Below are 14260 nucleotides of genomic sequence, written 5' to 3'. Positions count from 1 at the left end.
TCACCCTTCATGAAGGTCAGCCCTTAAGAAGGTCAGCCAGCGCATCATCCAGCTCATCAAAACGAAAACTGAACCCCGATGCGAGCAGCTTTTCCGGAATCACGCGCTGGCCCTCAATCAGCAACTCACTCGCCTCTCCCAGCATCATTTCCATCACAAAACCAGGCATACGGAAAAATGCCGGTCGGCCCAGCGCTCTACCCAGAGATTTGCTGAACGCATCATTACTGACCGGGCGTGGTGCCGTGAGATTAAACGCCCCCTCCAGAACCGGATGATCCAGCAGCCAGAGAATCGCAGCAACCTCATCCTGAATATGGATCCAGGACATCCACTGATGACCATCGGCTATCGGCCCACCTAGACCCAGCTTGAAAGGCAACAGCATTTTACTCAGTGCACCACCGTCACCCAGCACAATCCCGGTTCTGATCACACAGACACGAACACCCAACTTTTCAGCCAGCATCGCCTCGGACTCCCAGTCAGCACATAGCTGATGAGAAAACCCTGCCTTGGGTTCAGCATTCTCACCCAGTAGTTTCTCATCCTGACTGCCGTAAAACCCAACCGCCGACCCACTGACCATCACACTGGGCTTGTTCTCCAGGTCAGCCATCCAGGCGTTGAGCGAACGTGTGGTATCGATACGACTGGCACGCAGCAACTGCTTGCGCTGATCAGTCCAGCGCTTATCCACAATTGGAGCACCCGCAAGATTGATGACCGCATCCACATTCCCCTCAATTTGTGACAGCTGAGTCACCCGCTGAACACGGCTATCCAGCTCACCACCTGTCAGACTGCGGCTCAAAACCACCACTTGGTCTTCACGGGAAAGGAGAGCCGCGCACACATGACGACCGATAAATCCAGTCCCGCCTGTAATCAGAACGCGCATCACTTTATCTCCTGCCACATTTTTGTATAGACTTGACACTCAACCAAATCTGCAGAGACTGCCTCTGCACTATGAGATTAGCACAGTATGTTCAGCGGTATTGTACAAGGAACAGCAGAGGTCATCTCTACACAGCATCACGACAACTTCATGAAGCTGATATTACAGCTTCCGCCAGGACATACAAACGCTCTCAGCACGGGCGCCAGCATTGCCGTCAATGGCGTCTGCCTGACAGTCACCGCCTTTGATGAGCGCCATGTTCACTTCGATCTGATCATGGAAACCCTGCGCGTCACCAATCTGGGTAAGCTTCACCCTGGTAGCCTGGTCAACTTTGAGCGGGCTGCCAGATTCGGTGATGAGATAGGTGGGCACCCCATGTCCGGCCATGTTCATGCCTGTGCCGCTGTCCGAAAGATCCAGACTCCTGATAACAACCGTATCATCTGGATCGAAAAACCGGCCCACCTGGCACCCTATATCTTTCCCAAAGGCTTTATCGGCCTCAATGGCTGCAGTCTGACTATTGGCGAAGTGCAGGATGACTGCTTTAATGTGTTCCTGATTCCTGAAACTCTGGCTGTGACGATTTTTTCCGATATTGCAGAAAACGATCTGATCAATATCGAAATAGATTCACAGACACAAGCCATAGTTGATACTGTTCAGCGCTTCATGTCAGCTCAGCAGGGCGTTTGAAAAGTGTGAAAGGCATCGGGACCCACCCTGACTGAAGCAGAACAGAAAGCTTTGGCCGAAAATAATTATAAGCTTGATCAACGACAGGCATAACGGATGGATGACATCAATAAATTGGCAGTTGAAAACCGGGAGTTAAAGCGGCTGGTGCATCTGATGCAGAATAAAGCCACCCGGAACGAAGCCTTGCTGCACAATTTTTTTGAAGCAGAACTGTTGATGCTGTCCTGCTCATCATTGGCAGAGTTGCTGAACTACCTGCTGAATGATTTTCGCCAGCACTTCAAGCTCTGCGCTGTCGGTCTGGTACTGTTCGATCCGGAAGAGACAGCACAGGAGTTATTGGACAGTTCATCCATCACCCTGGATCAAAGCCATTTGCGTCTGCTGCCGACACAGCAGCTTCTCAGAGAGATACACCCGGAAAATCGGCTGTTTTATGGTCAACCCGATAGCCGCCTGAAACAACAGGTGTTTGAGCATTCGCCCGTGATCAACTCCTGCGCCATCCTGCCATTGATACGCGAAAACTGCCTGATCGGCAGCCTGAGCCTTGGCAGCATGGATCCTGACAGATACAACCAGTTCCTGAGCTATGATTACCTGTCTCATCTGTCGTCAGTCGTTGCCGTCTGCATAGAGAACTGTATTCGGCGAGAAACTCTTCAGCGACTCAGCAGTATCGATGCATTGACCAAGACACTCAACAGACGAGCCTTCAACCTGCAGTTGATGCGCGAACTGAAGCGCTCCAGTCGTACAGATGCACCCTTTGCCTGCATGCTTGTCGATATAGATCATTTCAAGCGGATCAACGATAGCTTTGGCCACCTTACCGGTGACCGGGTATTGAGAGCAGTCGCTGAATTACTGAAAGAACTGGTCAGAGATACCGACACCGTCGCCCGCTACGGTGGAGAGGAATTCGCCATTCTGTTGCCAGGTTGCGATCACAGCGATGCTCTTCAGGTAGCAGAAAATCTGCGTCAGAAGCTACACGCCTACCCCTTCGAAACACATCAGGGCACAGTGTTAAACCTGAGCGCATCCTTTGGCTTTACAATCTGCGAGCCGAAAGACATAGCAACTGAAGATATGAACGGTTTGATGGAACAGCTGATTCATGCCGCTGATCAGGCGCTCTATCAGAGCAAGGAAAGGGGACGTAACCAGACCCATTTCCTCACACTCAACCCAAAAAGCTCGACACCATTGATTGCAGAAGCCGATCAGCGATAGAGGTCATCATCGAAGGGATCCAGCGGCTGCTCCAGCAGACTGTCATCACGGAAATACAGTACTCTACCTTCAAGCTTCAGACCTTTGGTACCAAACCAGCGGGTATTTTCTTCCAGCCCTTCTTCTGCCTGGCTGCACTCATACCAGGAGCGTATGACCCGGTAGAAGTAATATACGAATAAAGCAGCAGATGCACCCAGGAAGAAGTCAGAACCCATGGCAAAAATAAGAATCACCAAGGCGACAATCCATACACGACTGTTCTTGGCCTCTTTCATCCCCTCCCTGGCTTGTGTCATCTGTTCCTGACACTTCAGAGCACGGCGAAAATTCTGCTGTAAATCAAACTTATCATCGGAGAGAAGGAATCGTTCCATTACATTTTCCTGACAGGTCATTTCAAAACGTTTATAGAAGTATACCCAAGCAACCGACATGGGGCGAGCGCAACGGTTGCTACCTTGGGCTAATAATTCTTGTTTTATACAAGGCTTTTGCTCACCACCTCATACACATCACTCGACAGATCACCGCTTTCCAGAATACGCTGGAGCTGTGAGCAGATCATGGACTGACGACTTGCATCATACTTGCGCCAGCGTGTCAGAGGCGTTAACAGTCTGGCTGCTATCTGTGGGTTCTGGCGGTTCAGCTCAATAATGCGATCCGCCAGAAAGCGATAGCCGCTGCCATCTTCCTTATGGAAATTGATCGCGTTCTGATTGCTGAATACGCCGACCAGCGAACGTATCTTGTTCGGGTTTCGGGCATCATAGATCGGATGCTGCATCAAGGATTCCACGCGTTCAAGAGCACCCGGCTTGGGATCTGATGCCTGAATCGAGAGCCATTGGTTCATCACCAGCGATTCATGCTGCCATTGTGACAGGAACTCACCCAGCAACTCACCGGCACACTCAGTGAACTCTGAGTGCACCACCAGTGCCAATGCTGCCAGCTGCTCGGTCATATTATCCGCAGTTTCGAACTGCTGCTGAGCCAGTGAAAGATAAACACCATCCTGCAGCGACATCAGATAACTCAGTGCCAGATTTTTCAGGCTGCGACGCGCCATCTCGGAGGCATCCGGTGAGTAGGGCTTATCTGAATCAAGACGCTTGTAGGTGGCCAGCCAGTCGCTCTCCAGCGCTTTTGCCAGAGAGGTGCGTAGAAACTGGCGCACATGATGTATGGCATCCACATCGATCTCATCGGCCAGCTCAGACAGATAAGCTTCGGATGGCAGCGTCAGCAGCAAAGTCACCATCGCAGAATCCAGCGACAGGTCATTCAGTATCGCGCGCCAGGCTGCAACCAGCGATTCAGGCAACTGCAAAGCCTTGCCCTGTCGATAATCCTGCATCAACTGCTGCATCAGCCTCAATGCCAGCAGTTGCCCCGCATCCCACCGGGTAAATCCATCGGTATCGTGGCGGAGAAGAAATTGCAGCTGCTCATCAGTGAAATCATACTGCAGCTTCACAGGGGCAGAAAAACCCCGCAGTAAAGATGGTACAGGACGACTCGGAATCGCATCGAAATGGAAAGTCTGCTCCTTTTCGGCCAGTTCAAGCACACGGCTGACCTCCCCCTGCCCCAAATCCAGCAACTGTCCATCCATTCCCAGCAGTGCAATACTCAGCGGCATATGGAAAGGTAGTTTTTCATCCTGACCTGGTGTTGGTGGGCAACTCTGTGTGACCGTCAGACTGTAGCGCTTCTTCGCCTCGTCATAATGGTCACTGACCAGAAGACGCGGAGTACCTGCTTGACTGTACCAGCGCTTGAATTGGGTCAAATCACGACCCGATACAGCCTCCATGGCAGCCACAAAATCATCGGTTGTCACGGCTTGTCCGTCATGGCGTTCGAAATAGAGATCGGTTCCCTTGCGAAACAGCTCAGGTCCCAGCAGGGTGTGCAGCATCCGCACCACCTCGGCACCCTTTTCATAAACCGTCAGGGTATAGAAATTTGAGATCTCCATAAACGAAGCCGGGCGTACCGCATGCGCCATCGGGCCGGCATCCTCAGCAAACTGAGCCGTCCGCAGCAGGGTGACATCCTCGACCCGTTTGACGGTGCGTGAGCCCATATCAGCTGAAAATTCAGCATCGCGGAAGACCGTGAAACCCTCCTTGAGGCTCAACTGAAACCAGTCACGACAGGTCACACGGTTACCGGACCAGTTGTGGAAATACTCATGCGCCACCACCGCCTCTACCCGTTGAAAGGCAGCATCGGACGTGGTGCGGGGGCTGGCCAGAACGCAGGAGGTATTGAAAATATTCAACCCCTTGTTCTCCATGGCGCCCATATTGAAAAAATCCACCGCCACGATCATGTAGATATCCAGATCATACTCGCGGCCATATACCTCTTCGTCCCAGCGCATCGCATTCTGCAACGAGCGCATGGCATGATCAAGCTTATCCAGATCCTTCTTTTCGGCAAAAATCTGCAGCTTCACGTGGCGTCCAGACATAGTAGTGTAACTGTCTTCAAGGCAGCTCAGATCGCCTGCAACCAGTGCAAACAGATAACTGGGTTTGGGAAAGGGATCTTCCCAGGTGACCCAGTGACGATCATTATCCGCATCACCCTGCGCCACCGCATTACCATTGCTCAGCAGTATCGGATAAGACCGCTTGTCGGCTTCGATGGTAGTCGTGAAGACAGACATCACATCGGGACGATCAGGAAAAAAAGTGATGCGTCGAAAACCCTCGGCTTCACACTGGGTACAGAACATGCCATCAGAAAGATAAAGCCCTTCCAGCGCGGTATTCGTCTGCGGGTAAATTCGCGTCTCGCATACCAGCTCACAGGTTTCAGGCAGACCCGCGAGGGTCAACAGCTCACCCTGCAGTGTGTAATCAGCCTCAGTCAGCTCTTTTCCGTCAATACTCAGGCAACACAGTTCAACCGATTCATGGCCGTTAAGCAGCAGCGGCGCATCCACAGCAGCCTCAGGGGCTCGACGCAGTGTCAGTGTTGAGCGTACCAGCGCACGCGAATCATCCAGGTCAAAGTGCAGGTCGGTTTTTTCAACCTGCCAGGCGGGAGCCTGATAGTCCTTCAGGTATATGACGTTTGGCTGTTGCGACATGATCTATTCCATTATTAACCGTTGAGAATTTTCAGAATATCCGGCTGCAGGGGGTCAGACCCGTGCTTGCTGCCATCCTTGCGCGAGCGGTCAATATAACCCACACGTTGCTCTTCACTCATGTTGCGCTTGTGCTCATAAGCGATCACGGCACGCAGGCTTTGCTCACGCTGCTCCTGAGTCAGCTTGACGCCGTTGGGCCACTTACCCAGTTCAACAGCACGTTTCAGCGACTCATAGATATCCGGCGACATCGCCTCAATCATCTCTTCGAAATTCATCTCTCTGCTCCCGATAACCACTTCCGCTCACTACCATACACGGCCTGCCAGCAGGCGTCCCAAAGGTAAAAACAGCAACCCGGCAAGTAAGCCGACCAGATGCGCAGTATTGGCAACCGCGCCCATGCCAAGCCCTTCCAGCACACCGGCATAACCCAGCGCCAGCCACACCACCATAAAGCCCATCAGCGCCGGTGGAAAACCAAAACGCGGCCGACATGAAAACCTGTCCCACACCCAGACATAGGCGATCAGGGCAAACACCACTCCGGACATGCCTCCGAACATCGGCCCACTGATCAGGAACTGGGCAAGATTTGAAGCCAGTCCGGAAATCAATACCAGCAACAACAGGACAACAGATCCCTGCTGGCGTTCAATCCGAGTGCCGATCACCCACACCCACAGCAGATTAAAGACGATATGCATAACGCTGAAGTGCATGAAGATCGGCGTCAGAAAACGCCACCACTGACCACTGGCCATGACACCGTCTAGATTCTGATAAAACACCTGAGAACCACGCAGTGTAAAATCCGAAAAGCTGAAGCTGCGCATCATATCGCGGTTATCGCCAAAACCTATCAGCAATGAGATACCTACGCTGACACCGATCAATAGCAGCGACAGCCAGATCCTGTGCCACTTCATGTCATACCTCCTTGTTCTGGTCCCAGTAGCTCTGCTGGTTGTGCAACCTCTTTCTCGACATCTACCCAGACAAACTTTTCTGTCTGAATAACCGGTTCATCATCCAGGCGATAAGCAACCAGTTTACCGTATTTGACGGCACTGTAATCCAGGCAAGCGATATTCGGGGCAAGCGGTGCAGGCTTGCCATCGCACCAGTAATGGCCGATAAACAGCAACTTTTCCGACTCATCATAGCAGATCAGATCCGCCCTGTTCTCGGTACTCAGCCGGGTTCTGGCTATATGTTCAGGCAGAGGATCAGGCTGAAAAACCACATCACCCATGAATTGAGGCTCTCTCACCCAGAAACGTGTTCTGAAAAAATGGCGCCGGTAGCCATCACCACTGACCATCACCTCACCATTGGGCAGACGGAGGTGGGTACCGCGCAACAACCTGTCCATTATGGTCCATTCAAACGTGCCCTCCACCGCCGAGCGGATCAGAAAATCCGCATCGATATGGTTGCATTGGCGCGTCTGCAGGAATTGATCTATCAGCCCCTGATGCCAGCAGGCATGCACGACCCTGAAGTGCTCGAACTCCAGAAACAGTGGCATATCCAGGAACCACTTCAGGAAGTCGCGCTGATCTTCAGGGTGATTGGCCAACTGCTCAATCGTCTGTTCAAGAATACGATGATGGCGTGGATTGTGTTCACGCAGCCAGGGATGAGCAAACCCTTCAGGCGAGGGTGTCGAATAGCAGAGATAGTTGTACTCATGATTACCCATGACAATCAGCGCACTGCCCGCTTCAACCATATCCCGGACAATATGCAGCGCTTCGCGAATCCTGGGGCCACGATCGACAATATCCCCCAGAAAAATAGCCTGGCGTGTCGGGTGTCGGTAGACACCCTTGTGCAGACGATAGCCCAGTCTGTCCAGCAACAGGGTCAGGCTCACGGCACAACCATGCACATCGCCTATCAGGTCGTAGCCGGAAAAGCGCGAAGTACTCAAACCAGGCTCCAGTCGTGCCGACAAAGATTCATGTAATGGCTCAGTAGTTGATACATGACGCTCCTAGCTGCTCCAACCCAGTTTTTCTCGACAGGTCTGATAAAAGTTATAGTCCTGCGGATGCAACAGGCGAAGTTTGCGAGAGTTCTTACGTATGTTCACAACATCACCGGGAGCAAGACTGAGATCTACCTGACCATCACAGGAAACAGTCGGGTAGGTTTTGTTCTCCTCACTGATCACCAGCTTGAGCTCACTGTTGCCGCTGACGACGATAGGCCGACTTGAAAGCGTATGGGGAAACATCGGCACCAGCACCAGGGCATCCAGTTTGGGATGCATGATAGGACCACCGGCAGACAATGCATAGGCTGTTGATCCGGTTGGTGTCGCAACAATCAAGCCATCCGAACGCTGTGTATAGACAAACTGGCCATCAATATAAAGCTCAAACTGAATCATGCGTGTTGCTTTACCCGGGTGAACCACGCAGTCATTCAGCGCCACCAGCTCGCCTATCTGTTCACCTTTGCGCCGAATGCAAACCTCCAGCAGGAAGCGGCTGTCAACACTGTAGCGCCCCTCCAGTATCTCAATGATGCGCGGTTCGAAATCCTGAGGCGATATGTCAGTCAGAAAGCCCAGATTACCTCGGTTCACACCCAGCACCGGGATATTACTCTGTGCCAGAGAACGCGCAGCCCCCAACATACTGCCGTCACCACCGACGACTATGGCCAGATCACAGATCTCGCCCATCAGCTTCTGTTTGCACACCTGTCGACCATGGCCGGGAATCACTTCTGCAATCTTCTGATCCAGTATGACATTGAGGCCACGTTCATCCAGAAATCGCATCAGGTGCTTCAGCGTCACGATAACGGATTTGCTGCCCATGCGGCCGATCAGGCCAATGTTTCGAAAATTATCCATACGCGTCCCAATTCATACCTTTTGATTCCATTATAAAGCGAGTGGCCCGTTAAAGGCAGGACCCAGTTTCTGCAACCGCTCTGTTGCTCCTCGTACCCCCTGAAGACCACCGGTATGAATCATCAGGATACGTGAGCCAGCCGGGATAAGACCACTCAGAATGGCACGATTCATGGCACCCAGCGTAACAGCGGTGTAGACAGGGTCAAGCTCGATATCAAGCCGCTGTTTCACCTCAAGCAACAGGCGCGCTGTCTCCGCGCTGAGCTTGCCATAACGCTGGTAGCCGTTTAACACCTGCCACTGACCGGGATCCGGCAGATCGGCCTGTGCCAGCAGGGAGCAAACCATTTGCTGCCCCTCCTCTGCAGTGATGCGCAAGGCAGGCACCCCGATAATCTGACAGCCATCTGGCTTTTTGGCTATCAATCCTGCCAGGGTTCCACCCGTACCCAGGGCACAGAAAACATAGTCATAATGCCTGCCCTCAAGTACCGGCAGTTGCCAGATCTGGCTGCAGCTATGAACAGCCTCCGCAGAGCTGCCGCCTTCTGGCACCAGTATGAACTCTCCAAACAGCTGCTGCAGCGAGTGGATAAAGACTGGCTCGGCCCTCTGCCGATAGATCTGTCGGCTGACAAAGTGCAGGCACATGCCCCAGTCACGCGCATCCTGCAATGTTGGACTGTCGGCGTCGGATTCCGAACGGATAACCCCGAAAACCGGGATACTCAAATGCTGCCCAGCCCACGCCAGCGCGTGAATATGGTTGGAATAGGCGCCACCAAAACTCAGCAGAGGCAGAGCGCTGTTTTGCGCAGCCTGCAAAAAAGGCTGCAGTTTGAACCATTTGTTGCCGCTTATTTGCGGATGAATCTGATCCAGCCGCAATAGATCCGCCTGCACGTCACAATCGCGATACAGTGCCGACATCAGTGGCAGCAGTTCAATCTTGCTGTTCATTTCACCTCATGAGCGCTGCCGTTACAGGTCCCTCATCATACAGGATGAGATTCACTCTGTTTAGCGCCGATTCTATGACACATGGCCACAACATCTAAATAAATACGATGAGACGCAAATTAACATTGATATATTTAATACGAATCCTTACTATTTGCATTAAATGAAATCAGGGAGGCATTCCGTGGATACTATTGACAGTACATCAGTTGAACCAGGAGCTGACAGCAATCCATTTGAACCGACAGCCGCTACCAACGAAGCCATTCGTGAAGACAGCAGCGCAGTGATCAATGAGGCTAGCAGTGAAGCGCTGAATGAAAACATGCTGGCCACAACACTGCCTGAAATGGCTGCTGAATCAGCGGTGGAAGCTGAACCGCTTCTCGGAACGATGGAGCAACTGATAGATCTGCTTAAAATCGGCGGCCCTGTAGTCTGGGTTCTCTGTGCCTTTTCTGTTTTTGCTCTGGCACTGATACTGATGAAGAGCTGGCAACTGACCTTTGCCACGCTCGGTGCAAGACGACTCTGTGCACAAGCGCTGAAGCTATGGCAACAGGGCGATGCCGACGCGGCAGCCGCTCTGCTGCGCAACAGTAAAAAGCCTGTTCCCAGACTGGTACTGTTTGCCATGACCGGATTCAGCCAACCCAACCACCATCAGGAGCTGATCCGTGAGGAACTCGGCCGTATCGCTGCCAACGAAATGGAAAACCTGCGCAGCTATCTGCGCCCGCTCGAAGTAATTGCAACCGTCAGCCCACTGCTGGGGCTGCTGGGTACGGTTATCGGTATGATTCTGGCCTTCCAGCAGATGCAGCTGGCTGGTAATCAGGTTGATCCATCCGTGCTGTCTGGCGGCATCTGGCAAGCATTGCTGACTACGGCTGCCGGACTTTGCGTGGCATTGCCTGTGGTGCTGGCTCACAGCACGCTGGAGCGCAAAACTGAGCGCGTCGCCCATCAGATGGAAGATCTGGTCACGGCCGTTTTCACTGCACAGATCAATATTGAGCCCAAAACCAATATGCGCCCATCGACTGAGCGCGATGCAACTGGACGTGATTCAGCTGGGCACGATACAACCACTGCAGAAAACTGGGAAGCAACCGGCAAAGGCGCCGCTCATGCTGCTTAAAATCGCTCAACCTGTTCGGCGACGTCAGATCAGTCTGACGCCGCTGATTGATGTTGTCTTTATTCTGTTGCTGTTCTTCATGCTGACCAGCAGCTTCGTGCAGTGGCGCAGCATGGAGTTGCATGTCTCCGCCTCGGCAAAAACCAGCAACGACGAACCAGAAAAACCCTGGCTGGCCGAGATACAGGCTGACGGCACGCTGTTACTGGAAGGCACTGTTTATGCACCTGATCAGAATGAAGCACTGAGCAGCCTCTTCAGAGAGAAAGCGAGGCCTGTGATTATCCGAGCTGCCGCCGAGACAACCACTCAGATGTTGATCAGCAGCATAGAGCGTCTGCAACTGTCTGGCGCATCATCCGTGACCCTGGCACCCGATGCAACAGCGGCGCAAAGCAACCCGAACACAATAAGTGCACCATGAAACTGATCACACCGACACGCAAAAGTAGCAGCGATGACAATCTCATACCCTTGATCAATATCGTCTTTCTGATGTTGATCTTCTTTATGATTGCCGGACAGATAGAAGCCACTATGCCCTTGAAGGTGACGCCCCCTGCTGCCGGAAACGAGCAGTCTCATCAGAAAGCGGACTTCACCATCTTCATCGATGCCGATGGAAGGCTGGCCTTCGAGAATGAGCTGCTGAGTCTGGAGGAGCTGACACTGACCCTGCGCCAACAACAGATTAAAGACGCGCATCTGGCACTTAAGGCAGATGCCGATCTTGCCGTCAGCAGGCTTTCTCCTGTCATCGACCTGCTGCGTGAGACTGGCGCCGCCCAGGTCACATTGTATACGCAGCGCTCAGCGACAGACGCACTTCCAGACACTTCATCAAGCACTGCAACGGGCACTTGATAACAGGCTCTAGATAACAGACAGGTAGAACTCGTGAGATTAACTTTTCGTCATTGGATGACCGCTTTACTGACGGCCCTGGCTCTTCATGCTCTGCTGCTGATGACTATCTATGCCTCCAAGCCGGAGAAAGGTGCTACCGAAGCTGGTGTGGCGGGTGTAACCATCAGCCTGGCCATTGCGGGCGAACCTCTACCCTCTTCCGAAGATAGTCTCCCTGAACAGACATCCGCTGAAGAGCAGCCAGTGGAAGAGCCTCCTGTAGAAGAGCCCTCTGCAGAAGAAGTCCAGGAAGAAGAGCTCCTTGAAGAGGAGCCGCTGGAAACAGAGCCGGAACCCCTTCTCGAGCCAGATCCGGAAGCCCCGACCATCGAACCACTCGCTGAAGAACCTGCGGCGCTGGAAGTAGCTGCCACAGAACCGGAGCCAGCACCTGAACCAGAACCAAAGCCAAAGCCAAAGCCAAAGCCACAACCAAAACCAGAGCCAAAACCTGAGCCCAAGCCCAAGCCCAAGCCTGAATCCAAGCCAGAACCCGCTGCCAAGCCTGCCACACAACCGACAACTCAACCAGCCGCAGCGGAAAATGAGAATGCTGACGCAGTACAGCAGGAGCAGGCTCCGGTACCAGCACCAGGAGGGCAGCAGGCCAGCGGGCAAGCCGCGCAAGTTGACAGTGGTGGCAATATCGCTGCCGAGCGCGACTATTTCGCCGAGCTGTCAGCCTGGTTGAATCGTCATAAGCAGTACCCTCGTGCCGCTCGCCAAAGACGTCAAACGGGTATAGTTGAGCTGCGTTTCACAATGAACGCCGCAGGAGAGGTTCTCTCTTACGAGATAAGCAAAAGCTCAGGGCACGATCTGCTGGATCGTGCAGTGATTCAGATGCTGGAGCGCGCCACACCACTTCCAGCGATGCCAGCGGCTCTGGGACAACAGCAGTTGACGCTGACCTTGCCGATTCAATTTAACCTGACAGATCGATAGCCGGTCATCTCGAAAATCCACTGCGCGCTCGCCTTCAAACCGTTGGCAAGGGTTTTTCGAGATGCCCAACCGAGAGTTGGCAGCGTCAGGCGTTCAGCTACCCCGCTGCCACCCGCCCCCCAGTGCCTTATAGAGATTTACCGTGGCAACCATCTGATTCAGTTGCAACTGGATCAGATGGTCACGTGCCTGAAACAGTGTGCGCTGTGCGTCCAGTACCGTACTCAATTCCTCGGCACCTTCACGATAGCGTATTTCGGCCAACTCCAGCGCACGAGCCGAGCGCTGCTCTATCTGCTCCTGCAACAACAATTGCCGGCGGGTCTGATCCAGATCACTGAGTGTATCCTCAACCTCCTTCAGCGCCGTCAGCCAGAGATTGCGATAAGTTTCCAGCAGTTGGCGCTGTTGCGACTCCAACAGATCCACCTGAGATCGCTGCCGTCCTCCATCAAAAATCAGTTGGCTCAGCGCCGCACCGATCAGCAAACTGGAGGTTGGTTGGGTCAGAGACAATAATGCATTGCTCGCAAGTCCGGCTGAACCGGTCAGCTGAATGGCGGGAAGCAAAGCTGCACGCGCCTGAACGATATCGGCATTGGCTGCCAGCAACCTTGCCTCGGCACTGGCCAGATCAGGGCGACGCAGTAGCAGCTCGGAAGGTATGCCGGCTGACACTTCAGGGACTCGGACCTCAGCAAACACCTCGTTCAGACTACTGAATGTCTGTGGCGACTGCCCCAGCAAAAGGTCCAGCGCCCAGCGCTGCTGTTTGACGCGTGTTTGAAGCTCGACAATCGCCGAGCGTTGGCTCAGTACGGCTGTCTCCTGACGGTTCAGATCCAGCTCGCTGACACTGCCGTTGCGATAGCGGGCATCAACAATAGTCAGTACGCGCTGTGCCAATTCAAGATTACGCTCTGCCAGTTGCAGGCGCTCTTCGGTACCCAGCAAGGTGATGTACTGGCTGGCTACCGCTGCCACAATGCTTAAGCGCAGCGCCTCCTCATCAAACTGCGAAACCTCCAACTGAGCCTGAGCGCCCCTGACCGACGCGGCTACCTTGCCCCAGATATCCACTTCGTAACTGACACTCAAGGAGGCTGAGCTGGACTCGGCTGTCTGCGCCCGCAGATCTGGCGCATCTGTTCGCCGTAGATTGCTGCCGGCACTGAAACCGACACCCGGTAGCAGTCCTGCACCAGCAATGCCGAGCTGCAATTCCTGCTGATAAACACGCTCAGCAGCCACCATCAGATCGGGATTGTTTTTCAGTGCCTCCTCAATCAGATCCGGCAACTGGCTGGATCCGAACGCCTGCCACCACTGTGGGTCTATCTGGATAGGATTGCCAAGTCCATCGGCCACTTCCCACTGTGCGGCTGATTCAAGTGTCAGTGTCAGTGGGGATTCAGTGATGGCGCAAGCATTCAACAGCAGCATGGCTGCCGATAGTGCTGATAATCGAACCACTTTCACGTA

At 53.3% G+C, this 14260-nt stretch carries 15 protein-coding genes; 6 read left to right on the top strand and 9 right to left on the bottom strand.

Annotation, left to right across the window (positions count from 1 at the left end):
• Positions 1–16 precede the first annotated feature (16 nt).
• Complete coding sequence (locus tag F7R27_RS05910; RefSeq protein ID WP_151703312.1) at positions 17–901, bottom strand: TIGR01777 family oxidoreductase; 885 nt, start codon at positions 899–901, stop codon at positions 17–19.
• A gap of 87 nt (positions 902–988) precedes the next feature.
• On the opposite strand from F7R27_RS05910, the gene F7R27_RS05905 reads away from it, so the two are divergent.
• Positions 989–1603 carry a riboflavin synthase subunit alpha gene (locus F7R27_RS05905; protein WP_151703311.1) on the top strand — a complete coding sequence of 205 codons (615 nt, stop codon included), beginning with the start codon at positions 989–991 and terminating at the stop codon, positions 1601–1603.
• A gap of 96 nt (positions 1604–1699) precedes the next feature.
• The gene (locus F7R27_RS05900; RefSeq protein WP_151703310.1) at positions 1700–2842 is read left to right on the top strand and encodes a sensor domain-containing diguanylate cyclase; all 1143 of its coding nucleotides are present in this window, start codon (positions 1700–1702) and stop codon (positions 2840–2842) included.
• Here the strand turns inward: F7R27_RS05900 and F7R27_RS05895 are convergent.
• From F7R27_RS05895 to F7R27_RS05865, 7 genes are all read right to left on the bottom strand, one after another.
• Entirely contained in the window at positions 2833–3219 is a 387-nt protein-coding gene (locus tag F7R27_RS05895; protein WP_151703309.1) for a hypothetical protein, read from the bottom strand. The two genes, F7R27_RS05900 and F7R27_RS05895, sit on opposite strands and share 10 nt — an antisense overlap.
• Before the next feature lie 104 nt (positions 3220–3323).
• Positions 3324–5951, bottom strand: coding sequence for an aminopeptidase N (pepN, locus tag F7R27_RS05890; protein ID WP_206060425.1), 2628 nt, complete (start codon positions 5949–5951; stop codon positions 3324–3326).
• Positions 5952–5965: 14 nt separating this feature from the next.
• Positions 5966–6232 carry a YeaC family protein gene (locus F7R27_RS05885; protein ID WP_151703307.1) on the bottom strand — a complete coding sequence of 89 codons (267 nt, stop codon included), beginning with the start codon at positions 6230–6232 and terminating at the stop codon, positions 5966–5968.
• A gap of 30 nt (positions 6233–6262) precedes the next feature.
• Positions 6263–6883 (bottom strand): rhomboid family intramembrane serine protease, encoded by a 621-nt coding sequence (locus F7R27_RS05880; RefSeq protein ID WP_151703306.1) that lies wholly within the window; start codon positions 6881–6883, stop codon positions 6263–6265.
• Positions 6880–7890 (bottom strand): metallophosphoesterase, encoded by a 1011-nt coding sequence (locus F7R27_RS05875; protein ID WP_151703305.1) that lies wholly within the window; start codon positions 7888–7890, stop codon positions 6880–6882. Before F7R27_RS05875 ends, F7R27_RS05880 begins: the two co-directional genes overlap by 4 nt.
• Positions 7891–7953: 63 nt before the next feature.
• Positions 7954–8823 (bottom strand): NAD(+) kinase, encoded by an 870-nt coding sequence (locus tag F7R27_RS05870; RefSeq protein WP_151703304.1) that lies wholly within the window; start codon positions 8821–8823, stop codon positions 7954–7956.
• A 30-nt stretch (positions 8824–8853) separates the two neighbouring features.
• Positions 8854–9786 (bottom strand): 1-aminocyclopropane-1-carboxylate deaminase/D-cysteine desulfhydrase, encoded by a 933-nt coding sequence (locus F7R27_RS05865; RefSeq protein ID WP_151703303.1) that lies wholly within the window; start codon positions 9784–9786, stop codon positions 8854–8856.
• A gap of 184 nt (positions 9787–9970) precedes the next feature.
• Here F7R27_RS05865 and F7R27_RS05860 point away from each other — a divergent pair, with 184 nt between their 5' ends.
• Genes F7R27_RS05860 through F7R27_RS05845 form a run of 4 tightly spaced genes read left to right on the top strand, consistent with a single transcriptional unit; the run spans position 9971 to position 12778 of the window.
• Positions 9971–10927 carry a MotA/TolQ/ExbB proton channel family protein gene (locus F7R27_RS05860; protein ID WP_240776255.1) on the top strand — a complete coding sequence of 319 codons (957 nt, stop codon included), beginning with the start codon at positions 9971–9973 and terminating at the stop codon, positions 10925–10927.
• Positions 10917–11351, top strand: a complete 435-nt coding sequence (locus F7R27_RS05855) for an ExbD/TolR family protein (RefSeq protein WP_168927439.1) — start codon at positions 10917–10919, stop codon at positions 11349–11351. The genes F7R27_RS05860 and F7R27_RS05855 overlap by 11 nt, the downstream gene beginning before the upstream one ends.
• Entirely contained in the window at positions 11348–11791 is a 444-nt protein-coding gene (locus F7R27_RS05850) for an ExbD/TolR family protein (RefSeq protein ID WP_151703301.1), read from the top strand. The genes F7R27_RS05855 and F7R27_RS05850 overlap by 4 nt, the downstream gene beginning before the upstream one ends.
• A gap of 33 nt (positions 11792–11824) precedes the next feature.
• Positions 11825–12778 carry an energy transducer TonB gene (locus F7R27_RS05845; RefSeq protein ID WP_151703300.1) on the top strand — a complete coding sequence of 318 codons (954 nt, stop codon included), beginning with the start codon at positions 11825–11827 and terminating at the stop codon, positions 12776–12778.
• A 93-nt stretch (positions 12779–12871) separates the two neighbouring features.
• On the opposite strand, the gene F7R27_RS05840 is transcribed toward F7R27_RS05845, so the two are convergent.
• Positions 12872–14257, bottom strand: a complete 1386-nt coding sequence (locus F7R27_RS05840; protein ID WP_206060423.1) for an efflux transporter outer membrane subunit — start codon at positions 14255–14257, stop codon at positions 12872–12874.
• Between the last annotated feature and the right edge of the window lie 3 nt (positions 14258–14260).

Source organism: Nitrincola alkalilacustris, from assembly GCF_008973755.1.
In the GTDB taxonomy this organism is placed as follows: domain Bacteria; phylum Pseudomonadota; class Gammaproteobacteria; order Pseudomonadales; family Balneatricaceae; genus Nitrincola; species Nitrincola alkalilacustris.
The sequence above is the reverse complement of the archived record's forward strand: the minus strand, read 5'-3'. Positions and strand labels throughout refer to the sequence as shown.